This is a genomic window from uncultured Aquincola sp. (assembly GCF_964001545.1).
Classification (GTDB): Bacteria; Pseudomonadota; Gammaproteobacteria; order Burkholderiales; family Burkholderiaceae_C; genus Aquincola.
Genome location: NZ_CAXFDV010000029.1, coordinates 1 through 12,059, shown reverse-complemented (window position 1 = coordinate 12,059; position 12,059 = coordinate 1). Strand labels below are relative to the sequence as shown.

Genomic DNA, 12,059 nt, shown 5'->3' with positions numbered 1-12,059 from the left:
CGCCTGCACGTCGTCGAACTTGCGCGGCTTGACCACCTTCACCCGCACCCAGCGGGCGCCGAAGTCCTGCAGCAGCAGGTCGGCAATGGCCTCGGCGAAGGCTTCCAGCAGCTGCAGCTGGTGATTCGCCATCAATTGCTGCAGCCGCTCGCGCACCACGCTGTAGTCGATGGTGTCGCCGATGCGGTCGGTGTCGCAGGCGCGGGCGCGTGGCACGCCGGCATGCACGTCGATCACCAGCGGTTGGGCCACGTGCAGCTCGCTCTCGTGGATGCCGATGACGGTGTGGCCGGTGAAGCCCTCGATGAAGATGATGTCCATGCGGGCGGGTGCACGTGCGGCCTGCGGGGCGGGCAGGGCGTTGAAGCTGGGCTGGGCGATCAAGGCGTTTGTCTCCGTTCGTTTCCACGCGCGTCGGCGTGGGCAGCGCGGGCTGCAAAATGCGAGCCAAGTGTCACGGCGCTGGCCGTGCAAGCCTTCAACCCGGGGTTTCGCCCGGTAGGCAGCGGTGGCGATCCGACCAGAATCGCAACTCCCCCAATCGATGGGCTGACGCTGAGGATGTTCACATGACACTGGTGCTGCCAGGGCATGACCGCCACGCCGACCGCATTCTGGATGTTGTCCGCAACGGCCTGACCGATCCCGGCAACGACCTGGTGACGCGTTCCTGGGCCCGCTGCCTGAACGAGTACCAGCTGCATCCCGAGCACCCGCGCGAGCCGGCCATCATCTCGCAGGCGGCGCTGCAAAGCCGCTTCGAGCGCCAGGCCGACGTCATCGAGTGCGCCCGCTACGAGATGACCACGCTGTACCAGCAGCTGGGCGATGCCGATTCGGCCGTGGTGCTCACCGATACCGACGGTGCCATCGTGCACATGGTGTCTTCGCCCGAGTTCGCGGCCGAAGCCGCGCCGCTGGGCCTGCGCGTGGGCGCGGTGTGGAGCGAGCGTGAAGCCGGCACCAACGGCATGGGCACCTGCCTGGCCTCGGGCTCGCCGGTGTCCATCCGCCGCGAAGACCACTTCTTCAGCCAGTTCACCAGCCTCACCTGTTCAGCGGTGCCGGTGTTCGACCCGTCCGGCGACATCGCGGCGGTGCTGGACGTCACCAGCCGCAGCTCGCTGATGCAGCAGCACCTGCTGGTGCTGCTGGGCATGACGGCGCGCATGATCGAGAACCGGCTGATCGACCGCCGCTTCAGCAATGCGCACCCATTGCACTTTCACAGCCGGCCCGAGTTCGTCTACACGCTGCACGAAGGCAAGCTGGCGGTGGACGGCGACGGCCGCATCCTGGCCGCCAACCGCAGCGCGCTGTTCCAGCTGGGCCTGCAGTCGGTGGACGAGGTGCGCTCGCGCCGTATTGAAGACCTGTTCCAGACCTCGCTGGAAGACATGCTCCAGCGCAGCAGCAGTTCCTCCTTCCACCCGGTGGTCACCTACCGCGCCAATGCCGCCCTGCGCTTCTTCGCAGTCGCGCGGCAGCCGGCCAGCGAAGCGGCGCCTGCGCCGGCCCGTGGCGCGCGCAGCCTGGCCGGCCCGGTGCAGGCCGCCACGGCGCAGATCACCGGCCCGGCATCCGCCGGCCTGGGCCCGCTGCCCGCCCGCGCCGCGCCGCGCCCCGGCAAGCCGGCCACGCCGGGCATCACCTTCAAGGACCAGCGCCTGGCCACCCAGCTGCAGACGGCCCGCCGCGTGATTGCGCGGCAGACGCCCATCCTGCTGCGCGGCGAAACCGGCGCCGGCAAGGAGGTGTTTGCCAAGGCCGTGCATGAAGGCAGCCCGCATGCGCACGGCAACTTCGTGGCCGTGAACTGCGCCAGCCTGCCCGAGACGCTGATCGAGAGCGAACTGTTCGGCTACCGCGCCGGCGCTTTCACCGGCGCGCAGCGCACCGGCCGCCGCGGCAAGATCCTGCAGGCCGATGGCGGCACGCTGTTCCTTGACGAGATTGCCGACATGCCGCTGGAGCTGCAGGCCCGGCTGCTGCGGGTGCTCGATGAACGCCAGGTGACGCCGCTGGGCACCGAAGAAACCCACCCGGTGGACTTCCAGCTCATCAGCGCCAGCCACGGGCATCTGCCCGACCTGGTGCGCGAAGGCCGCTTCCGCGAAGACCTGTACTACCGCCTGGCCGGCATCGAACTCACGCTGCCGCCGCTGCGCGAGCGCAGCGACAAGCGCGAGCTGATCCACAACCTGCTGGCCACTGAAAGCGGCGGCGACGGCGTGCTGAGCCCCGAGGCCGAACGCCTGCTGCTGGAACATGCCTGGCCCGGCAACATCCGCCAGCTGCGGCATGTGCTGCGCAGCGCCGCGGCCCTGGCCGACGGCAAGCCCATCGGCCGTGAGCACCTGCCATCGCTGTTTGCCGATGGCGCGCCCTCGGCCAGCCACAAGCCGGCGGTCATCGCGCCGCCGATGCCGGCGGCCCATGCCGCCTCGGCCATCTCGTTCAGCGGCCTGGGCGCCGACCCGGGCGCTGAAGCCCCTGCCGAAGCCGCGCCCGAGCCCGCGCTGCCCAAGCTCAACCCGATTCAGGCCAACGAGCGGCAGGTGCTGCTGCAGATGCTGGAGCAGCACCGTTGGAACGTCAGCAATGTCGCCAAGGCGCTCGATGTCAGCCGCAACACCCTCTACCGCAAGCTCCACAAGCTCCACATCGAGATCTCGCACCCTGAGCGCTGACACCCCAGACGACGACCTGCCGGCGGTGCCGGCCACGCCACGCTCGCGCTTTGCGTGGTGCATCACCGGCTCGGGCCACTACCTCGACGAATCGCTGGCGCTGGCCAAACGGCTGCCGCAGGTGGACCTGTTTCTCTCCGCCGCCGGCGAAGAGGTGCTGGAGATCTACAAGCTGCCGCTGGACGAGTTGCGCCAGCACTTTCGGCTGGTGCGCGACAAGACCCGCAGCGCGGTGCCGGTGGGCATGCTGTACGACGACGTCTATCACACGGTGGTGGTGGCGCCGGCCACCAGCAACACCGTGGCCAAGTGCGCATTCGGCATCAGCGACAGCCTGCCCACCAACATGTTCGCGCAGGCGGGCAAGCTGGGCATTCCCGGCATCGTGTTTGCATGTGATACCGAGCCGGTGGTCGTCACCAAGTCGCCGCACGACTGGGTGACGCTGCGGCCGCGGCGCATCGAGCTCGAAAACGTCGAGCGCCTGCGCCAGATCGATTTCTGCCATGTGGTGGCATCGCCGGCCGAGCTGGAGGCGGTGCTCGACGCCCGCCTGAAGGAACTGAACCTCGCATGGAACACATCGTCTTCCTGACCGGCCGCCTGGCGCAGCCGAGCCTGGAACGTGTGCTGAGCGCGATCGACAACGCACCCTTCACCTGGGAGACGCGTGACATCGGCCTGCAGGTGGCCGGCCTGATGACCGCCGACATGGTGCGCCGCCGCCTGCCCGTGCCGGTGGTGGCCGACCGCATCATCGTGCCGGGCCGTTGCCGTGGCGATGTGGAGGCGCTGTCGGCCCACTATGGCCTGCCGGTGCAGCGTGGGCCTGAAGAGCTGAAAGACCTGCCGCGCTTTTTCAACCGCGCCGCCAAGGCGGTGGACCTGAGCGCGTACGAGGTGGCGATCTTTGCCGAGATCGTGGATGCGCCGCGGCTGACGGTCGCGCAGATCGTCGAACGTGCCCAGGCCTACCAGGCCGACGGCGCCGACGTGATCGACCTCGGCAGCCTGCCCGACACACCCTTCGGCCACCTCGCCGAAAGCGTGCAGGCGCTCAAGGCGCTGGGCCTGCAGGTGAGCGTGGACGCAGTCGATCCGCAAGACCTGTTGCGCGGTGGCCGGGCCGGCGCCGACTACCTGCTGAGCCTGACGCTGGACACGCTGTGGGTGGCCGACGAGGTGGCCGCCACGCCGGTGCTGATTCCGCGCACGCCCACCGACGAAGACTCTCTGCACCAGGCGGTGCGGCTGATGCAGCAGCGCGGCAAGCCCTTCATCGCCGATGCCATCCTCGACCCCATCCCCTTCGGCCTGGCCGCGTCCATCGTGCGCTACCACCGGCTGCGCGAAGCGTTTCCTGAGGTGGCCATCATGATGGGCGTGGGCAACGTGACCGAGCTGACCGAGGCCGACACCAGCGGCATCAACGCGGTGCTGTTCGGCCTGTGCGCCGAACTGGACGTGGCGGCGGTGCTCACCACCCAGGTCAGCGGTCATGCGCGGCGCGCGGTGCGCGAAGCGGACTGGGCGCGCCGCATCATGCATGCGGCGCGCAGCCGGCAGATGCTGCCCAAGGGCCTGAACGACGCCTTGATGACGGTGCACGACAAGCACCCCTTCCCGGATGCGCCGGCCGAGATCGACGCCACCGCAGCCCAGGTGCGCGACCCCAACTTCCGGGTGCAGGTGTCGGCCCAGGGCCTGCATGTGTACAACCGCGACGGCCTGCGCACCGGGCAGGGCGCCTTCGAGCTGTGGCCGCAGCTGGGCCTGCAGCACGATGCACCGCATGCCTTCTACATGGGCGTGGAGCTGGCGCATGCCGAGATCGCCTGGCGGCTGGGCAAGCGCTACGTGCAAGACCAGCCGCTGGCCTGGGGCTGCGCGGTGGAACAGGCGCCGCAGGACACCACCAGCTGGTGCGCCCCCGGCACCACCATGCCCACCAGCCGGACCGTCCCCACGGGCCGCGAACGCGGCGACGTCACCCAGGCGGTGAAAGATGAATGACCTGATCTACGAGGCGGTGGTCACCACCGTGTCGCCCATCGGCACGCCGCATGTGGCGCCGATGGGCATCCGCTATGTGCAGGGCGACGTGGTGCTGATGCCCTTCAAGCCTTCCACCACGCTGGACAACATCGTGGCCACCGGCCATGCGGTGCTCAACCTGCTGACCGACGTGCGGGTGCTGGCCGGCTGCGTCACCGGCCGCAAGCAGTGGCCCGTGCTGCCGGCCGAGCAGGTGCCCGGCGTGCGGCTGCAGACTGCGCTGCGCCATGTGGAGCTGCAGCTGGTGGGCCAGCAGCCCGACACCGAACGCCCGGTGCTGCGTCTGCGCCCCGTGCATGAGGCCACGCACGCCCCCTTCATCGGCATGAACCGCGCGCAGGCCGCGGTGCTGGAAGGCGCGGTGCTGGTGAGCCGGCTGCGCTTTCTGCCGGCCGACAAGATCGACAGCGAGATGCAGTACCTGCAGATCGCCATCGACAAGACCGCCGGCCCCGACGAGCGCGAGGCCTGGGGCTGGCTGCAGCAGGCCATTGCGCAGCACCGGCAGGGGCAGGCGGCATGAACATGAACTTGTCTAGACAAGAGGGCCTGCGCCTGCTGGTCAGCGTGCGCACGGTGGAAGAGGCCTGGCAGGCGGCCGAAGGCGGCGCCGACTTCATCGACCTGAAGGAGCCGCGGGCCGGCGCGCTGGGCGGCCTGCCCGAAGCCACGCTGCGCGCCATCGTGCTGTCGCTGCGCAGCGGCGGCAGCACGCTGCCGATCAGCGCCACCATCGGCGACCTGCCGCTGACCGACCTGCCTGCCGTGATGGCGCGGGTGCATGCGGTGGCCGCCTGCGACGTGGACATCGTGAAGGTGGGCATTCCGCGCACGGCAGAGGCGGCGCCCGCCCTGGCCGCGCTGGATGCCTTGGCCGGCTGCGGCCATGCCATCGTGCCGGTGTTCATAGCCGACCAGGGGCTGGACTCCGCCGTGGTGGCCCACGCCGCCGCGCTGAGTTCGCGGCTGGCCGGCGTGATGGTGGACACGCAGGACAAGCTGGCCGGCAGCCTGTTCGATGCGATGCCGATGGCCGATCTTCAACGCTTCGTGCACGCCATCCGCGCCGCTGGCCAGGGGGTGGGCCTGGCCGGCGCGCTGCGCCTGCAGCACCTGCCGGCGGTGCAGGCGCTGGCGCCCGACTTCGCGGGCTTCCGCTCGGCAGTGTGTGCAGGCGACCGAGGTGGCGCGCTGGAGCCGGCGCGCGTGAGGGCGTTGCGGCAGCTGCTGAGCCAGACCCCGGCGCAGCCCCACTGAGGTGCTCTTCAGGGGCATCGATGCCCCTGGTTCCTTGTCATCAGCCCGCCATGGCGCCGCCGAACACTGCGAGACCTCAGCAGTAACCCGAGTACGCCCATGAGCGAGATCAACAAGGCACCGGCCGACCAAGGCCCGGTGGAGGGAGAGTTTGGCCTGACGACCGACCGGCGCGCGATGCTGCGCGGCGCGGCCGGCCTGTCGGCCCTGGCCGCCGGTGGCGGCCTGCTGGGCGCGGTGGACACGGCCGAGGCCGCGGAGCCCAGCGTGGTCACCAGCTTCGCCATCGCGGTGCTGCCCGACACGCAGTTCTATGCGCGCTACGCCACCACCGACGAAGGCCAGCAGTTCCAGGCCAACTACGGCTCCACGCCCTTCGACGCGCAGACCGACTGGATCGCCCGCCACGCGCAGGCCTTCAACATCCCCTTCGTCATCCATCTGGGTGACGTGGTGGACCAGCAGAACAAGCCCAACCAGTGGCGCGTGGCCGATGCGGCGATGCAGAAGCTCGAGACGGCCGGTGTGCCGTATTCGATCCTGGCCGGCAACCACGACGTCATCAACGACGTCGACTACCACCGCCCTTCGGACCAGGGCTTCGGCACCGACGCGCAGCGCAACCTGGCTTCCGAGCCTTACCTGCAGTGGTTCCCGAAGCAGCGTGCGGCGCGCCAGGCCACCTTCCTGGAGCGCGACCCCTCGGGCTTCCATGAGGCCCATGTGTTCCAGGCCCATGGCGTGCAGTTCATGGTGCTGTCGCTGTCGTGGCGCATCTCCGATGCCGGCATTGCCTGGGCGCGCGACGTCATTCGCCGCCACCCCACGCTGCCGGTGATCCTCAGCAACCACCAGCTGCTGAACATCGCGGCCGATGGCAACAGCCCGCAGGAAACCGACTACGGCCTGATGCTGTGGGACCAGCTGATCCGCGACAACGACCAGATCTTCATGACGCTGAACGGCCACCACCATGGGGCGGCCTACCTGCGCAAGTACAACAACTTCGGCAACGAGGTCCACCAGATGGTGGTGGACTACCAGATGGACTATCAGGGCGGCAACGCCATGATGCGGCTGTACGAGGTGGACTTCACCCGCAACCGCATCGACGTGATGTCCTTCTCGCCCTGGGTGGTGCAAAAGCCCAAGGCCAAGCTGAACCAGTTCGACTTCGCCGAGCTGACCCAGCCCAACCAGCGCTTCACCATCCCGGTGAACTTCAAGAAGCGTTTCGCCGGCTTCCTGCGCTGGAAGCCCGCCGCTTCGACCACCGGCGCCCCCATCCTGCCGCGGGTGCGCACCGAGTTGCTGGCCGGCTATGTGGAGCCCACCAAGCCGGTGGTGCGCCCGCCCGCGCATGTGGACGACTACCCGCTGGCGCCCGACACCTATGCGCACTGGCGCGCGCCGGTGGGCCTCACCGAGGGCAAGGTGGTGCAACCGGGCGACACGCTGCCCGACGTGGCCGGCGGCTTCGACATGACGCGCACCGCGCTGCTGCCACAGGCCCAGGCAGGCGACGTGGTGTGGTCCACCGACCGCCACTACCTGTCGTCGGCCGCGGGCAGCGTGCTGTTCCGCAACACCGACAAGACGGTGGGCCGCATCAGCGCCTTCTTGACCGCGGCGGGCGCCGGCGTCAACGGTCGCAGCTTCTGGGATGGCTACACCATCGAGGCCTTCGTCAAGATTCCGGCCGACTGGGACGCCAGCAAGCACCGCTGGGGCAACCTGCTGGGCCGCTGCGGCAACCGCGGCAAGGTGCCGGGCGGCTACCGCGGCGGGGACCCCGAAGCCTCCAGCGTGCTGTTCGCCATCTCCAACCTGCGCGAAGTGCAGTGGGAAGTGGTGCCGGCCAGCAATTCGCAATATGCGCAGACCAACTGGTCGGGCGAGCTGATCCGCAACACCTGGTACCACGTGGCCGTGGTCAACGACCCCGCCACCGCCACCACCACCTTGTATGTGGAAGGTGCACCGGTGCTGCGCAACGTGGCCCGTGCCGCCACCGGCACCCGATCGCAGAACCCGCCGCAGCCCTGGATCCTGGGCGCCGGCTGGTGGGACGGTGTGCTGGACGACGGCTTCTACGGCTGGATCGGCGAGCTGCGCCTGGTGGGCCGCCCGCTGCCCCCGCAGCAGTGGCTGACCGCCCGCCGCGGCTGATCGCCCGGCCCTGACTTGATTTCTGGAGAGATCCGCATGTTCATGCAACGCTTCATCGCCGTGGCCGTGGCCGCGGTGTTCGTTCCACTGGCCGCCCAGGCGGCGCAGTTCCAGGCCACGCCGGGCATCTTCGACGGCAGCACCACGGGCAGCAGCTACCTGGGCGCCGGTGGCAGCACGCCGATGTTCAACCAGGCCCTGGGCCAGGTGATGGACGCCGGTGACGGCGCCTTCGATGCCTTCGGCTTCTACAACAGCGGCGTGGGCAGCCTGGTGCAGCAACGCCAGGTCGAGCTGCTGTCGGGCAACGTCTACCGCTTCTACGACAGCTTCACCAACACCGGCAGCACCAGCGTCAGCACCACGCTCAACTTCTTCGGCAACCTGGGTTCCGACGGCGACGAGCTGGTGCACCACGCGGCCGGCGGCCTGCTGGTGAGCTGCGAAAACGACGGCATGGATGCCTGCGGCAGCGACCCGGTGCTGGCCCTGGTCTCGGGCAACAACGGCCTGGGCCACGCCAGCCTCACGCCCGACCGCTACAACGTGAGCTTCGAGGTCACGCTGGCCGCTGGCCAGACGCTGAGCCTGCTGAACTACGCCTTCCTGGCGCGCGACCTCAACGGCCCCACCGCGGCCGATGTGAGCCTGGCCATCACCACCGGCCAGGGCCTGCTGACGCAGCCGCTGCTGCAGGGCCTGAGCACGCAGCAGATCAGCACCATCGCCAACTACACGCTGGCGCCCGTGCCAGAGCCGGGCACCTGGGCCATGGCGCTGCTGGGGCTGGGCGTGGTGGGCGCGGTCTCGCGCCGCGGTCGCCGCCGCAGCTGAAGCCGCAGCCCGCCGGCCGGGCGCAAGGTCACGGCCATGCGCGGCACCGCTTCGCGGCCGTCCACCGTGTGCAGCTCGAAGCGCTGCAGCAGCAGGGCCGCGATCACCGTCATCTCCAGCTGCGCGAAGTGCTGGCCCAGGCACACGCGCGGCCCCAGGCCGAAGGGGATGTAGGCCCCGCGCGGAATGTGTGCCACCGGCTGGTCGGGTGTGGATGGCATGAAGCGCCCGGGCCGGAAGGCGTCGGGCTCGTCGGGCCAGCAGCGCGGGTCGCGGTGCAGCAGCCAGGGCGTCACCCGCAGCATGGTGCGGGCCGGCACTTCCACGCCGCCCAGCGTGATCGGCCGCAGCAGCCGCCGCGTCATCAGCGCGGGCACGGGGGGATAGAGGCGCATCGCCTCCTTCAGCGTGGCCGTGAGCCAGGGCAGGGCCTGCACCGCATCGGCGCCGGGGGCCCGGCCGGCCAGCACGCCGGCCACTTCTTCCGCCGCACGGGCTTGCGCGGCCGGGTGGCGCGCCATCAGCCAGCTCCACCACAGCAGGGCGGTGGCAGTGGTCTCGTGCCCGGCCTGGAAGCTCAGCACGCACTGGTCGAACACTTCCTGGTCGGTCAGCCCGCCGCCGCCGTCTTCGTCGCGCAGCGTCATCAGCATGTGCAGCAGGTCGGTGCTGCCGGCCGCGGGCTGCTGGCGGCGCGCGTCGATGTGGGCCTGGATCAGCCCGTGAATCAGCCGGCGCGAGCGGCGCTTGGCCGCCTTGCCGGGCAGCGGCAGCCAGTCGGGTGGCGTGGCGGGCCAGAACATCTCGCGCAGCGCCATCTCGCTGAGCACCTGCACCGCGCGCGCCGCGGCCTGGGTGTCGTCGCCGATGGGTGCGCTGAACAAGGTGCGTGAGATCACGTCCATCGCCAGGTGGCTGAAGAGGCCGTCCATCGCCACCTCACCGTCGGCCAGCGGCGCCAGGCCGCGCACGGTGGCATCGACCATGTGGTGCACGTAGCCGGCCACCCGTCGCGGCGTGAAAGCCTGCATCAGCATGCGGCGCTGGCGCTGCCAGATGGCGCCTTCGGTCACCAGCACGCACTGGCCCAGACCTTCGGCAAACACCTCGGGCCCGCGCTCCCATCGGATCAGCGCATCGGCATGGTCCACCATCAGCGCCCGCACCAGCTCGGGGTCGAACACGTCCAGCACCTGCTCCCGCAGGATGCGCTGGCGCACCAGGTCGCCCAGCACACGGTGGCGCTCCAGCGTGCCCAGGTAGTCGCGCCGCAGGTCGCGCAGCGCACCCAGGCCGCGCCATCCGCCCTCGGCGGCGGGGAGGTGATCGAAGGGGAGGGTCATGGGCTGAGTGTGACGCGGGGCGGCAGGGATCACCAGCAGGTCGCCGACACCCAGCGAGCTTGCTCTCAGGCCCGTCGCTGCAGCAGCGAGGCGTCCATGGCCTTCATCAGCGCCAGCAGCTTGTCGATGGCTTCTTCCTTCGTGGTGCAGCGCCAGTGGCCGACCCGGATGTGGTCGGCGCGGGGGCGCTGGGCCTTCATGCCATTGCGCTTGCGCAGGGCCTTCGCTTGTTTGGAAATGTCTTCGACGAGCTCTTCCTTGCAACGCTCAGGGAAAACGTCGCCCGTCACGATGTACACCTTGCGATCCACATCGCCGCTTTCGTAGAACGCTGCCCAGATCGGCCAGCAGAGGTCGTCCGGGTCTGGCTGGGACCAAGCTTCCTGCCACGCCGGAAGTGTGAAGTAGCTGACGCGGGATGACGACTCGAGGTCCGCCAGTACATGCGGGAACGCCTGCTTCACCGGCACCAGCAGGTGGGCGCGTGCGCCCACCTCCAGCACGTAGTCCCACAGCTTGCGGTGCCGGGTGTATTCCAGCGTCACAAGACTTTGGTTGCGCTGGAGCAGCGCGTCGACCGCCTGGATGGAAGAGCGCTTGCGCAGGTCCTTCATCTGCGCCAGCACATCGGCATGCCGAAGGGCCACCTGCAAGATGCGGTCGGTCGCCTGCGCCGGTGTGAGCCGTGCGTAAGGCACCAGGCCTTCGTCCTCCAGATGGTCGGAGAACTGTTGCAGCGTCGCGGCGCTTTCCTGCGACAACAGACCCAGGCCCAATTGGGTCTTGATCATGTCGATCACCCATTCGTAGTCCAGCTTGAGCCAACGTTGGTCGTCTGCTTCAGATTCGGTGTCGTAGTCCAGCATCACCGAAATCAGTTGCCAATCTTCATCGCGCGGTAGCTTCTTCTCCAACGCATCTGCATAGCGCGTCAATTGCTGCAACCCGAGTTTTGCGCCGTACTTGTTCTCGACAGCCAGCACCAGCCGATTCTTGGGGTCGACAAGCACGAGGTCGACTCGGCCGGCATCTTCCGGCGCAGCGTACTCACGGACCACCACCGCCTCTGAAAACGTCAGGCCGTGCACCAGGGCCGGTCGAAAGCGCCCGAGCAGCCGGTCTGCTTCCTGGTCGTCGGCGCACACGTCCCATGCGCGGAAGAGCAACTCCTTGATCGGCAGGTCACCGAGGCCGTGCCCTTCGTGGGGTGACAGGAGCCAAGCAAACAGATTCGAGATGTTGATCTCTTTCGGGAACGCAATGGTCAGTGCGCGGTTCTCCCGGGCATTGGCCAGCAGCCATCTGACATCGTCGTCTGCAAAGAAGTCGTCCAGCTGTGAATTGGGTGGACTCGACATGACGCATTGCTCCTGAGTGAATGCGACGCACGATAGAGGCAGGCGCGCAATGGCGGGGCAGCGTAGATACGCTGTTCAGTCATCGTCTGGGCGTGATAGGCAGACGTTGATTGCTGGCTGACGACCGGGATGGGCGATCGGCGTCCAGAGTGGCGATGCGCTGGGTGGCGGAGCAACGCCTCTGGTCATGTACGGCGGATTGACGTACACTAGCATTCTTGCCGAAGTAGCAATTGACCATGGCCGCCACTGCAACCCCCCGCACCGCCCGCGTCGAAGCCCGCATCGCCCCCGATGCGCTGGCCGTCGTTCGCCGTGCGGCGGAGCTTCAGGGCCGCAGCGTCAGCGACTTT

Annotated in this window: 11 protein-coding genes; 8 read left to right on the top strand and 3 right to left on the bottom strand. The window is 68.9% G+C overall.

The annotated features are described in order from the left end of the window. Positions 1-321: dihydroneopterin aldolase (locus ABNT58_RS01100; protein WP_348751668.1), on the bottom strand; the 321-nt coding region annotated here is incomplete at its 3' end. Between the two features lie 248 nt (positions 322-569). On the opposite strand from ABNT58_RS01100, the gene ABNT58_RS01095 reads away from it, so the two are divergent. The 7 genes from ABNT58_RS01095 to ABNT58_RS01065 all read left to right on the top strand — a co-directional run bounded on the left by ABNT58_RS01095 (position 570) and on the right by ABNT58_RS01065 (position 9,005). Further along, positions 570-2,690: a sigma-54-dependent Fis family transcriptional regulator gene (locus ABNT58_RS01095; RefSeq protein WP_348751666.1), complete on the top strand. Its 2,121-nt coding sequence runs from the start codon at positions 570-572 to the stop codon at positions 2,688-2,690. Then, complete coding sequence (locus ABNT58_RS01090; protein ID WP_348751665.1) at positions 2,620-3,285, top strand: flavoprotein; 666 nt, start codon at positions 2,620-2,622, stop codon at positions 3,283-3,285. The genes ABNT58_RS01095 and ABNT58_RS01090 overlap by 71 nt, the downstream gene beginning before the upstream one ends. Then, positions 3,264-4,703 carry a DUF6513 domain-containing protein gene (locus tag ABNT58_RS01085; RefSeq protein ID WP_348751664.1) on the top strand — a complete coding sequence of 480 codons (1,440 nt, stop codon included), beginning with the start codon at positions 3,264-3,266 and terminating at the stop codon, positions 4,701-4,703. Before ABNT58_RS01090 ends, ABNT58_RS01085 begins: the two co-directional genes overlap by 22 nt. Continuing rightward, on the top strand, positions 4,696-5,268 hold the full coding sequence (locus tag ABNT58_RS01080; RefSeq protein WP_348751663.1) for a DUF447 domain-containing protein: 573 nt from the start codon (positions 4,696-4,698) through the stop codon (positions 5,266-5,268). Before ABNT58_RS01085 ends, ABNT58_RS01080 begins: the two co-directional genes overlap by 8 nt. Further along, on the top strand, positions 5,265-6,002 hold the full coding sequence (locus ABNT58_RS01075; RefSeq protein WP_348751662.1) for a (5-formylfuran-3-yl)methyl phosphate synthase: 738 nt from the start codon (positions 5,265-5,267) through the stop codon (positions 6,000-6,002). Before ABNT58_RS01080 ends, ABNT58_RS01075 begins: the two co-directional genes overlap by 4 nt. A 99-nt stretch (positions 6,003-6,101) precedes the next feature. Continuing rightward, positions 6,102-8,171 (top strand): LamG-like jellyroll fold domain-containing protein, encoded by a 2,070-nt coding sequence (locus tag ABNT58_RS01070; RefSeq protein WP_348751661.1) that lies wholly within the window; start codon positions 6,102-6,104, stop codon positions 8,169-8,171. A 36-nt stretch (positions 8,172-8,207) separates the two neighbouring features. Beyond that, entirely contained in the window at positions 8,208-9,005 is a 798-nt protein-coding gene (locus ABNT58_RS01065; RefSeq protein WP_348751660.1) for a PEP-CTERM sorting domain-containing protein, read from the top strand. Here ABNT58_RS01065 and ABNT58_RS01060 read toward each other — a convergent pair. Together ABNT58_RS01060 and ABNT58_RS01055 are read right to left on the bottom strand one after the other, a co-directional pair. Continuing rightward, entirely contained in the window at positions 8,903-10,348 is a 1,446-nt protein-coding gene (locus ABNT58_RS01060) for a cytochrome P450 (protein ID WP_348751659.1), read from the bottom strand. The two genes, ABNT58_RS01065 and ABNT58_RS01060, sit on opposite strands and share 103 nt — an antisense overlap. Before the next feature lie 65 nt (positions 10,349-10,413). Continuing rightward, complete coding sequence (locus ABNT58_RS01055) at positions 10,414-11,706, bottom strand: PD-(D/E)XK nuclease family protein (protein WP_348751658.1); 1,293 nt, start codon at positions 11,704-11,706, stop codon at positions 10,414-10,416. A gap of 239 nt (positions 11,707-11,945) precedes the next feature. Here ABNT58_RS01055 and ABNT58_RS01050 point away from each other — a divergent pair. Further along, positions 11,946-12,059 (top strand): DUF1778 domain-containing protein (locus tag ABNT58_RS01050; RefSeq protein ID WP_348751667.1); only part of this gene is annotated, 114 nt, incomplete at its 3' end.